Below are 20,260 nucleotides of genomic sequence, written 5' to 3'. Positions count from 1 at the left end.
GCGGGGGCCTTCGTCGTGCCCGGGTCAGTCCCGGGTCAGTCCCGGTGCAGTCCAAGGTCAGTCCAGGTGGAGGTGGAGGGCGCCGGCGAGGCGCGCGGCGGCCTCGGACACGCGGATCTCGCGCTTGCCGACCTCGGCGGGGTAGTCGTCGAAGTGGAGGCTCGGCGCGGGCCTGCCGGCGGCGCGCGCGGCTCGTTCGAGGCGGCTCTGCAGCCCGAGGTTGCGGCTGGCCGCACGGCCGTCGGCGGCCATCTCTGCGGGGGTGCCCAGCTCGTCGCTGAAGGGGGTCGCGGGGCGTCGTGACGTCATCATGGCGACGACGCTATTGGCTACTGATGCGTATCCCGAGCCGTACCGGGAGGTAGTGTCTCGCGGCGTGTCCCTCCTCGTTGCCGGATCCATCGCAACCGACCACCTGATGTCCTTCCCGGGCAAGTTCGCCGACAGCCTGGTCGTCGACCAGCTCGACAAGCTCTCGGTGTCCTTCCTCGTCGAGGACCTCGACGTGCGCCGCGGCGGGTGCGCCGCCAACATCTGCTTCGGTCTCGGCAACCTGGGCCTGCGCCCGGTGCTGGTCGGCGCCGTGGGCGAGGACTTCGCCGACTACCGCGCCTGGCTCGAGCGGCACAACGTCGACTGCGACTCGGTGCACGTCTCCGAGACGCGCCACACGGCCCGCTTCGTGTGCACCAACGACTCCTCGATGGCGCAGATCGCGAGCTTCTACGCCGGCGCGATGAGCGAGTCGCGCGAGATCGAGCTCAAGCCGATCGTCGACCGCGTCGGCGACCCCGACTACGTCATCATCGGCCCGGACGACCCGCAGGGGATGCTGCGCCACACCGAGGAGTGCCGCCAGCGCGGCTACCGGTTCCTGGCCGACCCCTCCCAGCAGCTCGCCTTCGGCGACGGTGCGCTGATCCGCCAGCTCATCGACGGCGCCGACATCCTCTTCTCCAACGAGTACGAGGCCAGCCTGATCACCCAGAAGACCGGGTGGAGCCGCGACGACGTCCTCTCACGCGTGGGCACGTGGGTGGTCACCCTCGGCCCGGCGGGCGTGCGCATCGACCGCAAGGGCGAGGAGTCGGTGGTCGTGGGCGCGGTCCCCGAGATCGAGAAGGTCGAGCCGACCGGGGTCGGCGACGCCTTCCGGGCCGGCTTCCTGGCGGCCCTGACGTGGGGCCTGGGCCACGAGCGCGCCGCCCAGCTGGGCTGCCTGCTCGCCGTGCACGTGGTGGAGCAGGTCGGCACCCAGGAGTACGAGATCTCCCGCCACGCGTTCCTCGAGCGGTGCGCGGCGACCTACGGCGACGAGGCCGTCGCCGACTTCGAGCCGCACCTGCGCACGATCCGCCCCTGACCGGCAGGCCCCGTCCCGCTCAGCCCAGGCGTCGTACGACGTAGCGGGCCGTCCCGTCGTCGGCGGAGTCGACGCCGACGTAGGCCTGGCCCTTCATCCGGCACCACGCCGGCACGTCGACGGCCGCGGCCGGGTCGCGTGCGACCACCGCGAGCAGCTCGCCGACCGCCACGTCGCCGAGGTGGCGGGCGAGCTCGATGACCGGCATCGGGCAGGGCAGGTCGCGGCAGTCCAGCTCCAGGGCGACGTCGGACCTGCTCACATGCCCACCCGCGACCGGATCTCGGCGACCACGCCGGGCAGGGCGTCGCAGAAGGCGTCCACCTCGGCGCGAGAGGTGTCGCGCTGGAGGGACAGGCGGACGTTGCCGTGCGTGAGCACCCCCATCGCCTCCAGCACGTGGCTGGGGGTCAGGGTGGAGGCCGTGCAGGCCGACCCGCTGGCGATGCCGAAGCCGCGCCGGTCGAGCTCGCCCACCAGGGCCTCGCCGTCGACGTAGAGGCACGAGAACGTGACCAGGTGGGGCAGGCGCCGCTCGGGGTCGCCGACCACCTCCACGTCGGGCACCTCGGCGGCCACCCGGCGGCGTACGACGTCCACGAGCGCGTGCTGGCGGGCGCCGACCTCCTCGCGCTCGGCCACGACCGCCTGCAGGGCGGCGGCGGCCGCGAGCACGGCAGGGACGTTCTCGAAGCCGGTGGACCGCTCGTCGACGCGGTCGTCGCCGGGGAACGGGGGGCGCCACCGCGCCCGCTTGCGGACCAGCAGCACGCCGACGCCGGCCGGTCCGCCCCACTTGTGCGCGGAGCCGGCGGCCGCCGCCCAACCCTCGGGGAGGGCGCAGCGCCCCATCGACGCGCACGCGTCGGTGAAGAGGGCGACGTCGTCGGGCAGGGCGAGCTCGTCGATGGGCTGCACGGTGCCCACCTCGTGGTTGGCGGTCTGCAGGGCGACGGTGCCGACGCCGGGGGAGCGGGCCGCCTCGAGGAGGTGGTCGGGGCGGACCCGGCCGTGCATGTCGGTGCCCACCTCGACCGCGCGGGCACCCCAGGCCACCGCGTGGCGGACCGCGGAGTGCTCGACCGCCGAGTGCGCGACCCCGTCGCCGCGACGTGAGCCGCGCACGAGGCCGAGCAGGCCCAGGTGGACCGCGTGGGTGCCGCTGGGGGTGAACGTCACCTCGTCGGCCCGCACGCCGAGCGCGTCGGCCGTCGCCTCGCGGGCGTTGTCGAGCAGCAGCCGCGCCTCCCGTCCCGGCCGGTGCAGCCGGCGCGGGTCGGCGTAGCCGCGCTCCAGCGCGGCGAGGAGGACCTCGCGGGCCGCCGGGTGCAGCGGCGCCGAGGACGCGCTGTCCAGGTCGCCGGGCCCGGCGGGAGGGGCAGTCACGGGGGCAACTTATGCCACGACCACCCGGCGGGGGCCGCGGAGCGACCCTGACCTGCGCAGATGGACCGACACCCGACCCTGCCCCGCACGGCGCGGCGAGTTGGGGATACGCTCTATGGGTCGAGAAGCACCGAGAGAGAGGCTCGTCAGTGGGTCTGCAAGTCCCCAACCTTTCGGGCGCGCCCGTGAGGCGCACCCTGAAGGTCGCGCTGCTGGGCGTGACGATGATGGCGCTGGCCGCGTGCTCCGAGGCCGACCAGCACCAGATCCGCAACCTCGCCATGCCCGACAGGGCCAGCGAGCAGGGCCCCTACACCTACGAGCTGTGGAAGTGGGCGTGGGTCGCCGCACTGGTGACCGGTGTCATCGTGTGGGGCCTGATCGTCTACGCGGTGGTGAAGTTCCGCCGCCGCAGCCCCGACGAGGTGCCGCGGCAGACGCGCTACAACCTGCCGCTCGAGGTGTTCTACACGATCGCCCCCGTGCTGATGTGCGTGGTGTTCTTCTTCCACACGGTGCGGGTCCAGGACGTGATGACCGAGGTCGAGCCCGACCCCGACGTGACCGTCGAGGTCATGGGCCAGCAGTGGAGCTGGACCTTCAACTACGGCCTGGGCGAGCAGAACGTCGACGCCACCGGCTACGACGGCGACTACGCCTACGACGAGTACGTCTACACCATCGGTGACGGCAACGAGATCCCCGTGCTGGTCCTGCCGGTCAACCAGCGGATCCAGTTCAACCTCCACTCGCCCGACGTGATCCACAACTTCGGTGTGCCCTCGTTCCTGACCCGGATGGACGTCATCCCGGGCCGGATCAACCACCTCCAGGTCACCCCGACCGTGGAGGGCACCTACCCCGGCAAGTGCTACGAGCTGTGCGGCGTCTACCACTCGCGGATGCTCTTCGAGGTCGAGGTGGTCAGCCAGGAGGAGTACGAGGCCTACCTCGCCGACCTGGCCGAGACCGGCCAGACCCTCGCGGAGCCGCTCCTGGGCGGATCTGAAGCCACCACGCAGACCGGACTGGGCGAGAGCCAGTCCCAGGAAGGAAGCCAGGAGTGACTGCCACCACCGCTCCCGCACCCCAGGCCGCGACTCCGCCGCCTGAGCGCAAGCCGCTGGGCCAGCAGGTCGTGCGGATCCTGACGACGACCGACCACAAGCTGATCGGCAAGCTCTACCTGGGCACCTCGTTCGCGTGGTTCCTGATCGCCGGCCTGATGGCCATGCTGATCCGCGCCGAGCTCGCCTACCCGGGCGGCCAGGTCGTCAGCGAGCAGCTCTACAACCAGCTGTTCACCATGCACGGCACGATCATGCTGCTGCTGTTCGCGACGCCGCTGTTCTTCGGCTTCGCCAACGTGATCATGCCGCTGCAGATCGGCGCCCCCGACGTCGCGTTCCCGCGACTCAACATGTTCAGCTACTGGCTGTTCCTCTTCGGCGGCCTCATCGCCGCCTCCGGCTTCCTGACCCCGTCCGGTGCCGCCGACTTCGGCTGGTTCGCCTACACGCCGCTCTCCGACGCCGTGCGCAGTCCAGGCGTGGGTGGCGACCTGTGGATCATGGGCCTCTGGATGGCCGGCCTGGGCTCGATCCTGGGTGCGGTCAACTTCATCACCACGATCATCTGCATGCGCGCGCCCGGTATGACGATGTTCCGGATGCCGATCTTCGTGTGGAACACGCTGATCACCAGCATGCTCGTGATCATGGTGTTCCCGATCCTCGCGGGTGCGCTGCTCTCGCTCGAGGCCGACCGCATCCTCGGTGCCCACGTGTTCGACCCCTCCCACGGCGGTCCGATCCTGTGGCAGCACCTGTTCTGGTTCTTCGGGCACCCAGAGGTCTACATCATCGCGCTGCCGTTCTTCGGCATCGTCTCCGAGATCCTGCCGGTCTTCAGCCGCAAGCCGATCTTCGGCTACGTCGGCCTGGTGGCCGCCACCCTCGGCATCGCGATGCTCTCGGTCGCGGTGTGGGCCCACCACATGTTCGTCACCGGCGCCGTCGACCTGCCGTTCTTCTCCGGCATGACCTTCCTCATCGCCGTGCCGACAGGCGTGAAGTTCTTCAACTGGATCGGCACGATGTGGGGCGGATCCTTGTCGTTCGACACGCCCATGCTGTGGTCGATCGGCTTCCTCGTCACCTTCCTCTTCGGTGGCCTCACCGGAGTCATCCTGGCCAGCCCGCCGCTCGACTTCACCGTCTCCGACTCCTACTTCGTGGTGGCGCACTTCCACTACGTGGTGTTCGGCACGGTGGTGTTCGCGATGTTCGCCGGCTTCTACTTCTGGTGGCCCAAGTTCACCGGGCGGATGCTTGACGAGCGTCTCGGCAAGCTCCACTTCTGGGTGCTGTTCGTCGGCTTCCACACCACCTTCCTGGTCCAGCACTGGCTGGGTGTCGAGGGCATGCCGCGCCGCTACGCCGACTACCTGCCCGAGGACGGCTTCACCACGCTCAACCAGATCTCGACGGCGGGCTCGTTCCTGCTCGCCGCCTCGACTCTGCCGTTCCTCTACAACGTCTACGTCTCGGCCAGGGGCCCGAAGGTGCCGGTCGACGACCCGTGGGGCTGGGGGCGCTCCCTCGAGTGGGCCACCAGCTGCCCGCCGCCGCGCCACAACTTCACCACGCTGCCGCGCATCCGCTCCGAGTCGCCGGCCTTCGACCTGCACCACCCGGAGGTCGCGCTGCTCGAGCTGGAGGACAACGACGCCGAGCGTGACGGCGCCGTCGCCGACGCCCCCGAGGTGGCGGGGCGCGAGGAGATGCTGCGTGAGCGCGCCGGCGAGCCGGCCGAGCCGACCGACGAGGAGAGGGACCGATGAAGGCCGAGGCATGGATCTTCGGGATCACCACCGTGTTCGTGGGGGTCGTGGCACCGGGCTACTGGTTCCTGTCCGAGGACTGGACCGGCACCTCCGCGCTCGTCATGACCGCGCTCCTCACCGGCATGATCACCCTCTACCTCGGCTTCCACGCCTCGCGCATGGACCCGAGGCCGGAGGACCGCAAGGAGGCCGACATCGCCGACGGCGCCGGTGAGCTGGGCTTCTTCCCGCCCTACTCCTGGTGGCCCCTGTGGTGCGCCATGGCGCTGGGCGTGATCGTCTACGGCATCGCCCTGTCGGCCTGGTGGCTGGCCATCATCGGCTTCGCCGCCGGTGCCATCGTGGTGTGCGGCTTCGTCTTCGAGTACTACCGGGGCGAACACGCCCACTGAGCCGCCCTTTTCAGCAGAGCCCGTCCGCGACGTACGCTGGACGGGTTCTGCTGTTCCTCCGTCCGACCGGGCGGGCTCTCCTGGGGGGTGACGTCGCATGCGCTCACGCGTGCTCCGTTCCACGCGCCCGGCACGCCGTCCGACGGCGGCCGCTGCGGCGCTGGTCATGATGGCGGGACTCGCTGCCTGCAGCACGGCGGGACCGACCTCCTCCTCCGACGGCTCCGGCGACGCTCCAGCCGCGTCGGGGTCCGCGGACGCCACGGAGTCCGCCGCGCCGGAGCCGGTCCGGATCACGACCGGCTTCGCCGACCCGACCGCGGTGCCGATCGACGCGCCGCTCACGGTGTCGACCGTCGGCGGCCACCTCGACGACGTACGGGTGACCTCGCCCGCCGGTCCGGTTCAGGGGAGTCTCTCCGACGACGGCACCTGGACCGCGTCCACCCGGCTGGAGCCCGGCACCGACTACCGCCTGATCGCCTCCGCGACCCGCTCCGACGGCAGCACGGTCGAGCGCGCGCGCAGGTTCCACACGGTCGAGCTCACCCTCGACGAGCAGACCTTCCCCTCGGTGGCGCCCCTGGACGGCGAGACGGTGGGCGTCGGGATGCCGGTCGTCGTGACGTTCGACCTGCCCGTCACCGACCGGGCGCGGTTCGAGAGGCACATGGCGGTCACCAGCACGCCCGCCCAGAAGGGCTCGTGGTACTGGCTGAGCGACCGGGAGGCCCACTACCGGCCCGCGCACTACTGGAAGCCCGGCACCGACGTGTCGGTCGACCTCGACATCAACAGCCTGCCGGCGGGCAACGGGATCTACGGCCAGGAGTCACGGCGCCTCGACTTCCACATCGGCGACTCGGTGGTGAGCCGCGTCGACGTGCGCAGCCACACGATGCGCACGTTCGTCAACGGCAAGCTCGCCCGCACCATCCCGATCAGCGCCGGCAAGCCGGGGTGGGAGACCCGCTCGGGCACCAAGGTCGTGATCGAGAAGTTCCGCCAGAAGCGGATGAACGCCGCGACGATCGGCGTCTCCGAGGGCGACCCGGAGTACTACGACCTGTCCAACGTCGAGTACGCCCTGCGGGTGACCTACTCCGGTGAGTTCCTGCACGCCGCGCCGTGGTCGGTCGGCTCGCAGGGCAGCGCCAACGTCTCGCACGGGTGTGTCGGGATGAGCGTCGCGGACGCCCAGTGGCTCTACGACCGCACCAGCCGCGGCGACGTCGTCGAGGTGACCGGGTCCGCCCGTCAGATGACGCTCGACAACGGCTACGGCGACTGGAACCTCTCCGCCGACGACTGGAAGCAGGGCTCGGCCCTCAGCTGACCCCCGACCTTGGGGGGAGTGGAGCCCGCGACGCATCGGGGAGGATCCAGGTCACCTGGTGACTCGGATCCACCACGGTCAGCCGACGGGCGTCGTGGACACGCCCACTGACGAGACGAGGGCCCGCCGGGAACGATCCCGGCGGGCCCTCGTGCGTCGCGTGCGCTCAGTGGTCGCGCAGCGGGACGTCCTCGGTGTCGCGGAGCTGGTGGTCGTCGAACTGGTGTCCGTCGGCCGGGTGGTCGAGCCCCGCCTGGAGCTCGGCCTCGTGCTCGGCGTGGTGGTGTGCCTCCTCGAGCTCGGCCCGCGTGGGCTTCTGCACGTTGTGGCTGAACGCCCACGACGACAGCTTGGCCCGCAGCTTCTCCGAGCGCGAGTTGGGCGCGGCCACACCGGCGGCGTCGGTGTCGCCCGCGACCGTGTGGACCTGGTCGCGCTCACGCGCCGTGAGCGTGTAGGCGGCTGCCTCGCCGATCGGCAGGTGGCGCTCGGAGTAGGCGCCCTCGGGGGAGCGGGTGATGATGCCCGTCTCGTAGCCGTGGAGCAGCATCTCGTTGTCGTGCCGCTGCAGCGAGATGCACCAGCGCCGGGTGATCCAGAACGCCAGCAGGGGCCCGAGGAAGACGGCCGCCCGCATGAAGTAGGTGATCTGGTTGATGCTCAGGTCGAGCTTGATGGCGATGATGTCGTTGCCACCGGCCGCCCAGGCGAGTCCGTAGAACGTCATCAGCGACACCATGACGGCGGTGCGCGTCGGCGCGTTGCGCGGGCGCTGGAGCAGGTGGTGGTCGCGCTTGTCGCCGGTGATCCAGCCCTCGATGAACGGCAGCAGGATCAAGATGACGAGCATCAGCGGAGGCACGATGAGGATCGGCAGCATCACGTTCCACGAGAACGTGTAGCCGAAGAACACCGACTCCCACCCGGTCGGGACGATGCGGAGCAGTCCGTCGGGCCAGCCCATGTACCAGTCGGGCTGGGAGCCTGCGGTGACCTTGGTCGGGTCGTAGGGGCCGAGCTTCCACACCGGGTTGATCGACATCAGGCCACCCATGAGGGCGACGACGCCGAAGACCATGAAGAAGAAGCCACCGGCCTTGGCGGCGTAGACGGGGAGCATCGGGAAGCCGACGACGTTCTGCTCGGTGCGACCGGGGCCGGGCCACTGCGTGTGCTTGTGGTAGACGAGCAGCAGCATGTGGGCGGCGATGAGCGCCAGCAGGATGCCGGGGATCAGCAGCACGTGCACGATGTAGAGGCGCGGGATGATCGCCTCACCCGGGAACTCGCCACCGAACAGCAGGAACGACATGTAGGTGCCGACGACGGGGGTCGCCTTGAGGAAGCCGTCCGCGGCGCGGACGCCGGTGCCGGAGAGCAGGTCGTCGGGCAGCGAGTAGCCCGTGAAGCCCTCGAGCGTGCCCAGGAGCAGCAGCAGGCAGCCGATGACCCAGTTGAGCTCGCGCGGCTTGCGGTAGGCGCCGGTGAAGGCGACGCGCAGCAGGTGGACCATCATCGAGGCGATGAAGATCGCCGCGGCCCAGTGGTGCATCTGGCGCAGGAGCAGGCCGCCACGCACGTCGAACGAGATGGCCAGCGTCGAGGCCATCGACTCCGACATCCCGACGCCGCGCAGCTGGTCGTAGGAGCCCTCGTAGGTGACGTGACCCATCGAGGGGTTGAACCACAGGGTCAGGAAGACGCCCGTCAGGAGCAGCACGACGAAGCTCCACAGGGCGATCTCGCCGAGCATGAACGACCAGTGGTCGGGGAAGACCTTGCGCAGGTTCTTCTTCATCGCCGTGGCCAGACCGAGGCGGTCGTCGGCCCACGAGGCGAGGGACCCGGCGGGGCCGGGCTTGGTGGCGGTCGCGGCGGCGGTGCCGTTGGTGGTCGCGACCTTGCTGGTGTCGATCCTGGAGTCCGTGCTCACTTTTGCTTCTCACGCTCCCAGTAGCTGGCCCCGACGGGCTCGGTGAAGTCGCTCTGAGCGACCAGGTAGCCCTCGTCATCCACCGCGAGCGGCAGCTGGGGAAGAGGACGGGCAGCCGGACCGAAGACGACCTTGGCGTGGTCGGCGAGGTCGAAGGTCGACTGGTGGCACGGGCACAGCACGTGGTGGGTGGTGCGCTCGTACAGGGAGATCGGGCAGCCGACGTGGGTGCAGATCTTGGAGTAGCAGATGATTCCGCTGACGGTCCACTTCTCGCGGCCCTTGAGCGGGATGATCTCGTCGGGGTTCATCCGCACGACGATGATCGCGGCCTTGGCCTTCTGGACCTGCTCGTCGAGGTTGGACAGCTCGGGGTAGCCGTTCTCCTCCGACGGGAACAGCGCCTCGGCGGTGGCGTTGACAAGGTCACCGATCTCGACCTCGCTGGCGAGGATGGGGGTGCCGACGACGTCGCGCACCAGGCGCATGCCCGGCTTCCAGATGGTGTGCGCGAGCGCGTCGATGTCGAGGGCCTTGCCCGGGGCCAGGTCGCGCAGCAGCACGACGGCGGGCAGCCCGAGCAGGCCGACGGCGCCGATCATCGTGTTGCGGACCAGCGGCCGCCGACCGATGCCGGCCTCGGCGAGGCCCGCGTTGAGCGCCTCGACGGTGGCCTCGCGGTCCTCCGGCGGGGAGGCGGCCGCGTGGCGCATCTCGACCATCTCGTGGTCGGCCATCAGCTTGCGGGCGAGGTGGATGATGCCGATGCCGATCAGCAGCAGGCTCACGCCGAGGGTCACGCCGAGGCTGACCGTCGAGGCGCCGAGACCGCCGATGGTGTCCCAGTTGTCGCCGATCTGGAAGGTGAAGTAGGCGACGACGAAGAGGACGGCGCTGATCATCGCGCCGACGAACATGGCCGCGATCTGGCGCTCGGCACGCTTCTCGGCCTTGGGGTCGACGTCGGTGGGGCGCCACGTGTGCGCGGGAAGGCCCGGGTCGGGGATCGGCTCGGCCTCGCGGTGCGTGGGCACGTGGGCCTCGTCGTGGGGCACCGGGGTGCCGTCGGGCCCGTTGACCGGGTGCTCCGGCGTCGAGGAGTTGTCGTTGCTCACGCGTTCACCTTGCTCTTCTTGCTGCGGGTCGTGTGCGAGGCGATCCAGACCGCCGCGCCCACGAGTCCGCCGATGCCGATCACCCAGGCGAAGAGGCCCTCGGAGACAGGTCCGAGTCCGCCCATGGAGAAGCCGGCGTACTCAGGGGTGTCCTCGAGGCTCCCGAGGTAGGCGATGACGTCGCGCTTCTGGTCGGGGGAGAGGTTGCCGTTGCTGAAGTTGGGCATCTGCTGGGGGCCGGTGATCATGGCCTCCCAGACGTACTTGGGCTCCACGCCGCGGAGCGTGGGTGCTTCGCCGCCGCGTGGCATCGCCCCGCCGGCGCCCTGGAAGTTGTGGCAGGCGGTGCAGTTGGTGAGGAAGATCTGGCCGCCGCGGGAGATCGCCTCCTGGCGCTGCTCGTCGGACAGGTCGTCGATCGAGTAGTCGGCCGCGTTGGGGATCGCGGGGCCGGGGCCGAGCGAGGCGACGTAGGCCGCCAGCGCGGAGATCTCCTCGTCGTTGAAGACGGGCGGCTTGCGCTCGGCCTGCTGGCCCTGCTGGACCAGGGGCATGCGTCCGGTGCCGACCTGGAAGTCGACGGCGGCGGCGCCGACGCCGACCAGTGACGGGCCGAGCTGGTAGCCCGGGCGGACGGTGGGCACGCCCTCGCCGTTCTTGCCGTGGCAGAACGAGCAGCTGGCGAGGAAGAGCTCCTTGCCCTGCGCGACCTTCTCGGTCTCGCTCGGCTGGCTGTCAGCCTGGGCGGGGGAGAAGGCCGTGTAGAGGGAGCCGCTGATCAGGAGACCCAGCAGCAGCACGGCGAGACCCGCAAGCGGTCCCCGACGGTGCCGGGAGAGACGACCAGCGGTTCGGTTGAGCAAACGCACGATTAGTCCTTGCCGGTTGCGGTATCGGTGCTTACTGAATGACGTAGATCATGAAGAACAGGCCGATCCAGACCACGTCGACGAAGTGCCAGTAGTAGGACACGACGATCGCGGTCACGGCTTGCTCATGGGTGAAGCGCCGCGCGAGGTAGGTGCGGCCGAGGACGAACAGGAAGGCGATGAGTCCGCCGGCCACGTGGATGCCGTGGAAGCCGGTGGTCAGGTAGAACATGGAGCCGTAGGCCGAGCTCTGGATCGTGACGCCGTGCTCGATCAGCTCGGCGTACTCGAGCGCCTGTCCGCCGATGAAGATGGCGCCCATGACGTAGGTGAGGATGAACCACTCGCGCAGGCCCCACTTGGCGAAGTTGTAGAGCTTGCCCGTGCGCCCGACCTGGCCGCGCTCGGCGGCGAAGACGCCCCACTGGCAGGCGAACGACGACGCGACGAGGATCGCGGTGTTGGCCGTGGAGAACGGCACGTTGAGCTTGTCGGTCTCCTGCGCCCAGAGCTCCGGGCTCACCGCCCGGATGGTGAAGTAGGACGCGAACAGCGCCGCGAAGAACATGAGCTCGCTCGCGAGCCAGATGATCGTGCCCACGCTGACCATGCTGGGTCGGTCGTGGTGCCCGTGAAGACGGGAGGCCGGAATCGTCGCAGTTGCTGTCGCCACGAAGATCATTATGGCCGTTGGCGAGGACGAGGGGCACCCCGACCCCCTGTGTTGGACCGACATAGAGTTCACAGCGTGTTCCCCACCCTCTCCACCCTCTCCGCGGACACCACGGAGGTCCTGCCTCGATTCACGCTCGGGCGGGTGCTCACCGACTGGGGGATCGACCCGATCCCGTTCGTGGTGCTGGTCTGGGCGACCGGTCTCTACCTCGTCGGCGTCGCCGTGCTGCGGCGTCGCGGTGACCGGTGGCCGCTCGGGCGCACGCTGGCCTTCGTCGTGCTCGGGATGGGGTCGTTCGGCGTGGCCACGATGTCGGGCCTGGGGATCTACGACACGACCCTGCTGAGCGTGCACATGGTCCAGCACATGGTCCTGTCGATGGTCGTGCCGCTGGCCCTGGCGCTCGGCGCGCCCGTGACCCTCGCCCTGCGCACCCTGCCGCCGGCCCCCCGCCGGTGGCTGCTCGCCGTGCTGCACTCGCGGGTGGCCAAGGTGCTGGCGTTCCCCCCGCTGGCGTTCGCCCTCTACGTCGTCTCGCCGTGGGCGCTCTACTTCAGCCCGTGGTACGACGCCAGCCTCAGCTCGTCCTACGTGCACCAGATGATGCACATCCACCTCGTGCTGGTCGGGACGCTCTTCTTCTGGCCTCTCATGGGGGTCGACCCGGTGCCGGGCCGGGTCAGCCACCCCTTCCGGGTGCTCCTCACCCTCATGACGCTGCCCTTCCACGCGTTCCTCGGCGTGACGATCATGGGGCAGTCGAGGCTGATCGGGGCCGAGCACTACCTCGCGCTCCGCGAGGGCCCGATGGGCGCGTGGCTGCCATCGGTGCTCGACGACCAGCACCTGGCCGGCGGCATCCTGTGGGCCAGCGGCGACCTCATCGGGGTGCTGTTCTTCGGCGTGCTGTTCACCCAGTGGGTGCGCTCGTCGATGAAGGAGGCGGCCCGGGAGGACCGGCGCCTGGACCTGGCGGAGCGACGCTCGCCCGACCGGCTGACGCTGTGACGCATGCCTCCACGCGGGGGCGGGAGGGCGACGGTTACGATGCCTCCCGTGACTGATGCCGCCGCAGACCGCTCGCTCAAGGTCCTCGTCTACAGCGACGACGTGAACACCCGCCAGCAGGTCATCCTGGCGCTGGGCCGCCGCCCGCACCCGGACATGCCCGAGCTCGAGTACGTCGAGGTCGCCACCGAGCCGGTGGTCCTGCAGAACATGGACCGCGGCGACATCGCGCTCGCGATCCTCGATGGCGAGGCGGTCCCCGCCGGCGGCATGGGCATCGCCAAGCAGCTCAAGGACGAGATCTACCAGTGCCCGCCCGTCGTGGTGCTGACCGGTCGCCCGCAGGACGCCTGGCTCGCCACCTGGTCGCGCGCCGAGGCCGCCGTGCCGCACCCGATCGACCCCATCCAGCTCGCCGAGGCGGTCGTCGCGCTGCTGAAGCCGTCGGTCCCGGCCACCTCCTGACACCACTGGGGCGGCCCACCGCTGCGCCACTAGCCTGATCCCCATGTCGCACACCTGGCCCGACGTCCTCTCCACGCTCGTCGCCGGTGACGACCTGACGACCGAGCAGGCGCGATGGGCCATGGACGAGGTCTTCGCCGGCGCGGCGACCCCCGTGCAGCTCGCCGGGCTCGTGGTCGCGCTGCGCGCGAAGGGCGAGACGGTCGAGGAGGTCTCCGGCATCGCCGACGCGATGCTCGCCGCGGCCAACCCGATCTCGGTGCCCGGGCGGCTGCTCGACATCGTCGGCACGGGGGGCGACCGGTCGATGTCGGTCAACATCTCCACGATGGCCGCGATCGTCGCGGCCGGTGCCGGGGCCCGCGTGGTCAAGCACGGCAACCGCTCGGCGTCGTCGAAGTCCGGGTCGGCCGACGTCCTCGAGGTGCTCGGCATCCGCCTCGACCTCACCCCGGCGCGCGTCGCCGAGGTCGCGGGGGAGGCCGGCATCACCTTCTGCTTCTCCGCGGCCTTCCACCCCGCCATGCGGCACGCGGCCGTGCCGCGGCGCGAGCTCGGCATCGCCACCACCTTCAACATCCTCGGTCCGTTGACCAACCCGGCCCGCCCGCAGGCCCAGGCCATCGGGTGCGCGGACGCCCGGATGGCGCCGGTCATGGCCGGCGTCCTGGCCGGGCGCGGGGTGGACGCCTGGGTGTTCCGCGGGGACGACGGCCTCGACGAGCTGACGACCACCACCACCTCGACCCTGTGGCACGTGCACGACGGCCGGGTCGCGGAGAGCACCGTCGACCCCGCCACGCTCGGCATGGCCCGGGCGACCACGGAGGACCTCCGCGGGGGCGACGCCGCCCACAACGCCGACGTCGTACGCCGCGTCCTGGCCGGCGAGCAGGGGCCGGTGCGCGACGCCGTGGTGCTCAACGCGGGCGCCGCGCTCGCGGTCCACGACGCACCGGGTGCCGACGTCGAGACCGCGCTGGCGGCCGGCGTCGCGAAGGCCGCCGAGGCGATCGACTCCGGTGCGGCGCGGGCCGCGCTCGAGCGATGGGTCGCGGCGTCGTCGCGCTGACCCGCGCTCAGACCTCGAGCACGTAGGACGGTCCCTCGCGCCTGAACCCGAGCCGGTCGTAGTAGGCGTCGACCATGCCGGGGGGCGTCACGACGCGCCGGATGCCGCGCTCGGCGAGGAGCCCGCTCTTGCGCCAGACGAACTCGCCGGGGGAGAAGTCGCGGTAGCGCGGGGTGACGTAGTCGAGCAGCACGTCGGCCGTGTCACCGCTCCTGAGGAGCAGCACCACGCCGACCGTCTCGTCGCCCCTCTGCACGAGGAAGGCGTCCTGGTCGTCGCCCGGGTCGTGGACGAACGACGGGTTGAACTTCGCGATGTCGGCGCCGTGCACGGTGAGCGTGTGGCGCAGGTAGGCGTCCGACGGGTCGACCTCGAGCACCTCGAACGCCGACTCGTCGTGCCGGTCGCGCAGCATCCGGGCGATGAACCATGCGTTGATGACGACGAGGACGCTGTTCATGCCGACCATCGGCCACACCTCGAGCGCCGCGTTGAACACGATCAGGATCACGCACGCGATCGCGTTGAGCACACGCAGGCGCAGGACGCTCGCCTGCAGGAGCGAGTAGACGAGCAGGGCGCTGCCGCCCCACCCGAGGAGGTCGAGCCAGTGGTCGGTGAGCCAGGTCACGGCCGGAGACTACTGCCGGGGCTCAGGGCATGACGGGCGTGTGCCCGTAGACCAGGGAGTAACGGATCCAGACGGCCTGGAGCGCGAGCAGCACGAGGCAGCCGACCATCATCAGGGCGGTCCGGTCACGCGGGGACCAGCTCCGCGACCCGGTGAGAAGCATGCCGAGGGGGAAGGCGAGCAGGAGGTAGCGGAGCACCCCGAGGAGCGGTGGAGTGACAACCAACAAGAAGAACGGGTAGGTCAGCGCCCACGCACTCAACGCGACGCCCCACTCGCCGCGCTTCAGCCACACGGCTCGAGCGAGCAGGACCGTGAGCAGGAGAGGGATGACCACCGCCCAGGGGGACCATCCGAAGAAGGCACTGAACCAGCCGACCGGGACGCTCGAGGCCATGAGCTCCACGCGATCAGCGCCGGCGCCGCCTCCCAACGCGCTCGAGGCGGCGGGCCAGACGAAGACGCCCAGCGTGCTGACGGCGGTGAAGCTGAGCAAGCCCAGCCACTCCTTGCGGGAGGTCTCGGACGGTGCCGCCCGCCAACGCGCGTACATGACTGCGGCGGCCACCACCGCCAGTGGCGGAGTGACGTGGCGGGTCAGGCCCAGGAGGAGGGCGGGGACGATGGCCCACCACAAGCGGCCGCGGGTCAGCAGGAGGAGCGTGCTGACCAGGAGGACGAGGGCGAGGGCCTCGCTGTACGCCGACTGCAGCAACGGTGCCGTGATGAAGCACGACGTCGCCAGCACGGCCGCGAACGCGTTGAGCGTGCCCGCGTGCGCGGCCACGAGCCGATAGAGGAGCACCATGGCGAGGGCACCGAGAAGTGTGCTGAGCAGCGTCGCCGCCAGCGGGAACTCCACCCCGGTCAGGCGCATCACGGTCGAGACCAACGTCGGATACCCCGGGGGGAACGCCCACGCCCAGCCCGCGGCAGCTGACGGGTCCACGCTGGCTGGGACATAACCCGCCTCCGCGATGTAGCGGTACCACTGTCCGTCCCAGTTGGTGACCACGCCGAGGTAGCCGGGGTCGGCACGCAACGGATGGTGGACGAAGTAGGTCTCTGTCGGGCTGCCGACCACGCGCCGTGTGGGGACTTGGAACTGGCTCGCCCACGCCATGACGAGGAAGGAGAAGGCGCGAGCGGCGCCGTAGACAGCGAGCGGCACCCAGATCCACCGAGGGACAGGGCGAACCGCCCCGGTGACGAGCCGCCGGTCGTCCGCCGCCTCGACCGTGCGCGTGGTCATCTCGTCCTCCGGGTAAGGGGCTCAGCCCGGCCGACTGTAGGGGGTAATTACGTGGAGCGGGGCGAAACCCGCAGGACCACCGAAATGGGCTCGGGGCAGCTGGGCCGGCGGACCCTCGCAGCGGCCGCGCCCCGCGTGGGGGTCCGGAGGTGGAGCGGTCACGGATACGGTGAGGCCATGATCACCGCCATCGTCTTCGTGAAGGCCGACGTCGCGCGCATCCCGGAGGTCGCCGAGGCGATCGCCTCCCTCGACGGGGTGAGCGAGGTCTACTCGGTGACCGGGCAGATCGACCTCATCGCCCTGGTGCGCGTGCGCGAGCACGAGGACGTGGCCTCGGTCGTGGCCGACCGCCTCAACAAGGTCGACGGCGTCACCGAGACGGAGACGCACATCGCCTTCCGGACCTACTCCCGGCACGACCTCGAGGCCGCCTTCAGCATCGGTCTCGACTGACGCTCAACGCACCGGCCGGTGCACGGGCGAGGGCAGCCGCTGCTCGTCGAAGGGCACGAGCGAGAGCCGGGACTGGTCGGCAGCGTCGTAGAGCGCGAGGTGCCGGGCGGCTCCGCCCAGGGGGCAGACCCACTCGCCGTCGACGTCGACGAGGCGCACGCCCGGCGACTCCAGCCAGCGCAGCACCTTCTCCGACTCCTCGGCGGTCGCGGCGGGCACCGGGCCCGGCGCGCCGGCGACGGTCTCGGCACTCGACCTGAGCTCGCGGACGTACTGGTGCGCGTCGGCACCCGGGGGGATCCGGCCCGCTGCTGCGAGCCGGCCGAACCGGACGACGTGCACCGACCAGCGGCCGTCGTCCTCGCGGCGCGCGGCCACGATCTCGGGGCACCGGCTCAGGGCGGACAGCCGCTGGGTGCGCGCCGCGGCACGGATGAAGGTGGCGAGGCGGTCGCGGTGCACCCCCGCCTCCTCGAAGCGCTCATGGTCGGCGAGCGCGGTCATCCGCTGGTTGATCGCCTCGACGACCTCCTGGGGGTCGCGCAGCAGCGTGTCGCGCAGCTGGCGCACCACCGCGGCGTAGGTCGAGGCGTCGGTCGAGCCGTCGCAGGGAGACAGGCAGCGGCCCATCTCGGCGAGCACGCAGGCCGAACGGGACGGCGTGAGCGGCAGCCGCCCGCTGCACTGCCGCACCGGGAAGGTCTCGTGGAGCGCGGCCAGGCACTTCTCGGCCGTCTTCCTCGACGCGAAGGGGCCGAGGTAGTCGGCGTCGTCGTCGAGCACCGTGCGGACGAGCGAGAGCCGCGGCCAGGCCTCACGCGTGAGCTTGACGAAGTGGACCTTCTCGGGGAACCGCGAGCGACGGTTGTACTTCGGCTTGTGCTCGGCGATCAGCCGCAGCTCGCGCACCTCGGCCTCGAGCGGCGTGGCGCACTCGATCCCGGTCACCGACTCGGCCAGCCCGACCATCTCGCCCATCCGCGTGCGGGTCTCCGAGGAGGTGAAGTAGGTGCGGACGCGGGTGCGCAGATCCCTCGACGTGCCGACGTAGAGCACGCGCGAGCGCTCGTCGCGGAACAGGTAGACCCCGGGGGAGTGCGGCAGGCCCTCGGCGAGGTGGCGCTTGCGCCGCTGCGCGGTGCTGACCCGGGAGGAGAAGGTCTGGAGCTCCTCGAGGGTGTGGACGCCCAGGCCGCCGAGACGCTCCATCAGCCCGTGCAGCACGTCGACCGTGGCGCGGGCGTCGGCGAGCGCGCGGTGGTTGGGCGTGGTGCTGGAGTCGAAGAGCCTGGCCAGCGACGACAGCTTGCAGTTGGGCGCGTCGTCGCGGGTGATCACCCGCCGGGCGAGCTTGGCCGTGTCGAGCACCTCGAACTTCGGCCACGGGCGGCCCTGCTGGCGGGCGAAGTGCTGCAGGAAGCCGACGTCGAAGGGCGCGTTGTGGGCCACGAGGACGCAGCCGGCGGCGAAGTCGAGGAACGCCGGGAGCGCCGACTCGATCGGCGGCGCGTCGTGGACCATCGAGTTGCTGATGCCGGTGAGCACCGCGATGAACGCGGGGATCTCGGCGTGCGGGTTGACGAGGGTCTGGAACTCCCCGAGCACCTCGCCGCCCCTGACCTTCACCGCGCCGATCTCGGTGATCATCGAGCCGCCGGCCGCCGAACCGCCCGTGGTCTCGAGGTCGACCACGCAGAACGTCAGGTCTCGCAGCGGCCGCCCCAGCTCGTCGAAGCTGCGCTGGGCCTCCCAACGGGACCGTTCCCGGGTCGGGCGGTGGGCGGTGGTGCTCATGTGGCACGACGCTAGACGTGGGATCCGACAACGGTGGGGACGGCACGCGGACTACGCTGACCGCGCCCGACAGACCGGCCGCGCTCGACCGGTCCCGACCCATCCCGAGCCTTCCCGACCCATGAGGAGCACCCGTGCCCGAGCAGACCGCCGACCTCCGCGTGCCCGGCGACGGCGAGCGGTGGCGCTGCGCCGGGTGCGGCAACCTCACCCGCTTCGACGTGACGCGCACCCGCCGTACGACCGAGTACTGGCACTTCGACCTCGCCGGTGAGCACCAGGTCGAGGAGGAGACGGTGCGTGCCGAGTCGGTCGAGACGGTGTCCTGCCGCTGGTGCGGGCGCAGCGACGCCATCGAGGTCGTCGACCGCGCCTCCGCCGACACCGCCGGCGACCCCGCCGCCGGGTGACGAGACCCCCGTGACCGGACCCGCAGCACTGCCCGAGCGGCTGCGCCTGCGTGTGGTCGCGATGGTGTCGGCCGTCCTGCCGTCGGTCACGCCGGTGCCCCCGGCGCTGCGCAAGGTCGCGGGCTTCGCGCCCGCCCGGCGTGCCCGGCTGGGTGCCGCCGCGATCTGGTCGGCGCTGGAGGACGGCGCGTTCCGCGAGCACGCGGCCGTCCAGGTCGCCGCGTTGCCGGCCGCACCCGACGACCCGATCGACGTCGCCGCGCGAGCGTGGCTGGCCAGGGAAGAAGGGTGGGAGGCCGTCGTCGCCGACGTCGCGGACTCCCTGGATCGCGACGAGGTCCGCGACGAGCAGGTCCAGGCCGAGCACGCGCGCCTGACCGCGCAGGTGGCCGCGCTCCAGGCAGAGCTGACCTCGGTGCGGGCCGAGCACCGCGAGGAGCTCGCGCGCGCCAAGGCCGACCACACGGTGCTGCGCCGGCGCCTCGGCGAGGCCCGGGGCGTGCTGCGCGCCGCGGAGGAGGCCCGCGACGCGGCCTACGCGGCCCGCGACGAGGCCATCGCGGCCGCCGAGGGGGCGACCCGCGCCGCCGAGGCCGACGTACGACGACTGCGCGCCCAGCTCGACGAGGCGGAGTCGGGTCTGGCGGCCAGCCGCCGTGACGCCCGATCCGACCGGGACGCCGCGACGGTCCGGGCCCGGCTGCTCCTCGACGCGGTCGTCGACGCTGCCACCGGCCTGCGCCGCGAGCTGGCCCTCCCGGCCGTCACGGGCAGTCCCGGAGACGCGGTCGAGTCGGCGCTCGCAGGCGTCGCCGGCCCGCCGGCCTCGAGTGCGCCTGCCACGCCGGCGCTCCTCGAGCAGACGCTGGGGATGCCGCGCGCGCGGCTGGTCATCGATGGCTACAACGTCACCAAGGAGAGGTGGCCGACAGCGAGCCTCGAGGCCCAGCGCAGCCGGCTGGTCGCGGCGTTGGGTGCGCTCGTGGCGCGGACCGGGGCGGAGACCACAGTGGTGTTCGACGCCGCTGAGTCCACGGTGCGCACGGCCATGCCGGCCCCGCGTGGCGTGAGGGTCGTCTTCAGCCCGCCGGGCGTCATCGCCGATGACGTGATCCGCCAGCTCGTCGCGGCCGAACCGCGGGGCCGCGTGGTCGTGGTGGTGACCGGCGACCGGGCGGTGGCGCGCGACGTGGCCCGCGACGGGGCGCGTGTCGTACCTCCGTCCAGCCTGACGGGTCTCCTCGGGTGAGCGGGGTG

The 20,260-nt window shown here is 71.2% G+C and carries 21 protein-coding genes; 11 read left to right on the top strand and 10 right to left on the bottom strand.

Translation table 11 applies throughout. The features are described 5' to 3' along the window. Positions 1-57: 57 nt before the first annotated feature. The gene (locus AC3X7Z_RS00745) at positions 58-312 is read right to left on the bottom strand and encodes a hypothetical protein (protein WP_186340996.1); all 255 of its coding nucleotides are present in this window, start codon (positions 310-312) and stop codon (positions 58-60) included. Positions 313-376: 64 nt separating this feature from the next. On the opposite strand from AC3X7Z_RS00745, the gene AC3X7Z_RS00740 reads away from it, so the two are divergent. Next, positions 377-1,363 (top strand): carbohydrate kinase family protein, encoded by a 987-nt coding sequence (locus AC3X7Z_RS00740; protein ID WP_186340997.1) that lies wholly within the window; start codon positions 377-379, stop codon positions 1,361-1,363. A 19-nt stretch (positions 1,364-1,382) separates the two neighbouring features. Here the strand turns inward: AC3X7Z_RS00740 and AC3X7Z_RS00735 are convergent, their stop codons facing one another. Both AC3X7Z_RS00735 and AC3X7Z_RS00730 read right to left on the bottom strand, forming a co-directional pair. Next, a complete protein-coding gene (locus tag AC3X7Z_RS00735; RefSeq protein WP_241005135.1) occupies positions 1,383-1,625 on the bottom strand; it encodes a sulfurtransferase TusA family protein in 243 nt (80 codons plus the stop codon). Further along, positions 1,622-2,749: a cysteine desulfurase family protein gene (locus AC3X7Z_RS00730; protein WP_186340998.1), complete on the bottom strand. Its 1,128-nt coding sequence runs from the start codon at positions 2,747-2,749 to the stop codon at positions 1,622-1,624. Before AC3X7Z_RS00730 ends, AC3X7Z_RS00735 begins: the two co-directional genes overlap by 4 nt. 185 nt (positions 2,750-2,934) lie before the next feature. On the opposite strand from AC3X7Z_RS00730, the gene ctaC reads away from it, so the two are divergent. The 4 genes from ctaC to AC3X7Z_RS00710 all read left to right on the top strand — a co-directional run bounded on the left by ctaC (position 2,935) and on the right by AC3X7Z_RS00710 (position 7,322). Continuing rightward, positions 2,935-3,816, top strand: coding sequence for an aa3-type cytochrome oxidase subunit II (gene ctaC / locus AC3X7Z_RS00725; protein WP_241005134.1), 882 nt, complete (start codon positions 2,935-2,937; stop codon positions 3,814-3,816). Further along, positions 3,813-5,591 carry an aa3-type cytochrome oxidase subunit I gene (gene ctaD / locus AC3X7Z_RS00720; RefSeq protein WP_186340999.1) on the top strand — a complete coding sequence of 593 codons (1,779 nt, stop codon included), beginning with the start codon at positions 3,813-3,815 and terminating at the stop codon, positions 5,589-5,591. Before ctaC ends, ctaD begins: the two co-directional genes overlap by 4 nt. Next, entirely contained in the window at positions 5,588-5,986 is a 399-nt protein-coding gene (locus AC3X7Z_RS00715) for a cytochrome c oxidase subunit 4 (protein WP_186341000.1), read from the top strand. Before ctaD ends, AC3X7Z_RS00715 begins: the two co-directional genes overlap by 4 nt. A gap of 109 nt (positions 5,987-6,095) precedes the next feature. Continuing rightward, entirely contained in the window at positions 6,096-7,322 is a 1,227-nt protein-coding gene (locus tag AC3X7Z_RS00710) for a L,D-transpeptidase (protein ID WP_489974684.1), read from the top strand. A 166-nt stretch (positions 7,323-7,488) separates the two neighbouring features. Here the strand turns inward: AC3X7Z_RS00710 and qcrB are convergent, their stop codons facing one another. Genes qcrB through ctaE form a run of 4 tightly spaced genes read right to left on the bottom strand, consistent with a single transcriptional unit; the run spans position 7,489 to position 11,921 of the window. Next, complete coding sequence (gene qcrB, locus AC3X7Z_RS00705) at positions 7,489-9,255, bottom strand: cytochrome bc1 complex cytochrome b subunit (protein WP_397180298.1); 1,767 nt, start codon at positions 9,253-9,255, stop codon at positions 7,489-7,491. Then, a complete protein-coding gene (gene qcrA, locus AC3X7Z_RS00700; RefSeq protein WP_241005132.1) occupies positions 9,252-10,370 on the bottom strand; it encodes a cytochrome bc1 complex Rieske iron-sulfur subunit in 1,119 nt (372 codons plus the stop codon). Before qcrA ends, qcrB begins: the two co-directional genes overlap by 4 nt. Further along, the gene (qcrC, locus tag AC3X7Z_RS00695; protein WP_489974683.1) at positions 10,367-11,239 is read right to left on the bottom strand and encodes a cytochrome bc1 complex diheme cytochrome c subunit; all 873 of its coding nucleotides are present in this window, start codon (positions 11,237-11,239) and stop codon (positions 10,367-10,369) included. The genes qcrA and qcrC overlap by 4 nt, the downstream gene beginning before the upstream one ends. 31 nt (positions 11,240-11,270) lie before the next feature. Further along, positions 11,271-11,921: an aa3-type cytochrome oxidase subunit III gene (gene ctaE, locus AC3X7Z_RS00690; RefSeq protein ID WP_186341003.1), complete on the bottom strand. Its 651-nt coding sequence runs from the start codon at positions 11,919-11,921 to the stop codon at positions 11,271-11,273. 66 nt (positions 11,922-11,987) lie between these two features. On the opposite strand from ctaE, the gene AC3X7Z_RS00685 reads away from it, so the two are divergent. The 3 genes from AC3X7Z_RS00685 to trpD are packed head-to-tail and all read left to right on the top strand — an operon-like array spanning position 11,988 to position 14,460. Then, complete coding sequence (locus AC3X7Z_RS00685; protein ID WP_186341004.1) at positions 11,988-12,923, top strand: cytochrome c oxidase assembly protein; 936 nt, start codon at positions 11,988-11,990, stop codon at positions 12,921-12,923. A 48-nt stretch (positions 12,924-12,971) separates the two neighbouring features. Beyond that, the gene (locus AC3X7Z_RS00680; RefSeq protein WP_241005130.1) at positions 12,972-13,388 is read left to right on the top strand and encodes an Rv3143 family two-component system response regulator; all 417 of its coding nucleotides are present in this window, start codon (positions 12,972-12,974) and stop codon (positions 13,386-13,388) included. 43 nt (positions 13,389-13,431) lie between these two features. Further along, the gene (gene trpD / locus AC3X7Z_RS00675) at positions 13,432-14,460 is read left to right on the top strand and encodes an anthranilate phosphoribosyltransferase (RefSeq protein WP_489974682.1); all 1,029 of its coding nucleotides are present in this window, start codon (positions 13,432-13,434) and stop codon (positions 14,458-14,460) included. Positions 14,461-14,467: 7 nt separating this feature from the next. On the opposite strand, the gene AC3X7Z_RS00670 is transcribed toward trpD, so the two are convergent. Both AC3X7Z_RS00670 and AC3X7Z_RS00665 read right to left on the bottom strand, forming a co-directional pair. After that, positions 14,468-15,091, bottom strand: a complete 624-nt coding sequence (locus AC3X7Z_RS00670; RefSeq protein WP_489974681.1) for a hypothetical protein — start codon at positions 15,089-15,091, stop codon at positions 14,468-14,470. A 22-nt stretch (positions 15,092-15,113) separates the two neighbouring features. After that, positions 15,114-16,343 (bottom strand): hypothetical protein, encoded by a 1,230-nt coding sequence (locus AC3X7Z_RS00665; RefSeq protein ID WP_489974680.1) that lies wholly within the window; start codon positions 16,341-16,343, stop codon positions 15,114-15,116. A gap of 177 nt (positions 16,344-16,520) precedes the next feature. Here AC3X7Z_RS00665 and AC3X7Z_RS00660 point away from each other — a divergent pair, with 177 nt between their 5' ends. Beyond that, a complete protein-coding gene (locus AC3X7Z_RS00660; RefSeq protein ID WP_186341009.1) occupies positions 16,521-16,799 on the top strand; it encodes an Lrp/AsnC family transcriptional regulator in 279 nt (92 codons plus the stop codon). A gap of 3 nt (positions 16,800-16,802) precedes the next feature. On the opposite strand, the gene AC3X7Z_RS00655 is transcribed toward AC3X7Z_RS00660, so the two are convergent. Continuing rightward, the gene (locus AC3X7Z_RS00655; RefSeq protein WP_489974679.1) at positions 16,803-18,593 is read right to left on the bottom strand and encodes a DEDD exonuclease domain-containing protein; all 1,791 of its coding nucleotides are present in this window, start codon (positions 18,591-18,593) and stop codon (positions 16,803-16,805) included. A 134-nt stretch (positions 18,594-18,727) separates the two neighbouring features. Between AC3X7Z_RS00655 and AC3X7Z_RS00650 the strand changes: the two genes are divergently transcribed. Both AC3X7Z_RS00650 and AC3X7Z_RS00645 read left to right on the top strand, forming a co-directional pair. Continuing rightward, positions 18,728-19,003, top strand: a complete 276-nt coding sequence (locus AC3X7Z_RS00650) for a hypothetical protein (protein WP_222129525.1) — start codon at positions 18,728-18,730, stop codon at positions 19,001-19,003. A 10-nt stretch (positions 19,004-19,013) separates the two neighbouring features. Further along, a complete protein-coding gene (locus AC3X7Z_RS00645; RefSeq protein ID WP_489974678.1) occupies positions 19,014-20,252 on the top strand; it encodes an NYN domain-containing protein in 1,239 nt (412 codons plus the stop codon). The last annotated feature ends 8 nt before the right edge of the window (positions 20,253-20,260 follow it).

It is taken from the genome of Nocardioides sp. Z24_21 (assembly GCF_058134345.1).
This window is presented reverse-complemented; position numbering and strand designations above follow the sequence as displayed.

Excerpts from the sequence above, each read along its gene's own strand:
- AC3X7Z_RS00665 (WP_489974680.1), bottom strand. The coding sequence starts at position 16,343 with ATGACCACGCGCACGGTCGAGGCGGCGGACGACCGGCGGCTCGTCACC.
- AC3X7Z_RS00715 (WP_186341000.1), top strand. The coding sequence starts at position 5,588 with ATGAAGGCCGAGGCATGGATCTTCGGGATCACCACCGTGTTCGTGGGG.
- ctaE (WP_186341003.1), bottom strand. The coding sequence starts at position 11,921 with ATGATCTTCGTGGCGACAGCAACTGCGACGATTCCGGCCTCCCGTCTT.
- AC3X7Z_RS00745 (WP_186340996.1), bottom strand. The coding sequence starts at position 312 with ATGATGACGTCACGACGCCCCGCGACCCCCTTCAGCGACGAGCTGGGC.
- AC3X7Z_RS00660 (WP_186341009.1), top strand. The coding sequence starts at position 16,521 with ATGATCACCGCCATCGTCTTCGTGAAGGCCGACGTCGCGCGCATCCCG.
- AC3X7Z_RS00655 (WP_489974679.1), bottom strand. The coding sequence starts at position 18,593 with ATGAGCACCACCGCCCACCGCCCGACCCGGGAACGGTCCCGTTGGGAG.
- trpD (WP_489974682.1), top strand. The coding sequence starts at position 13,432 with ATGTCGCACACCTGGCCCGACGTCCTCTCCACGCTCGTCGCCGGTGAC.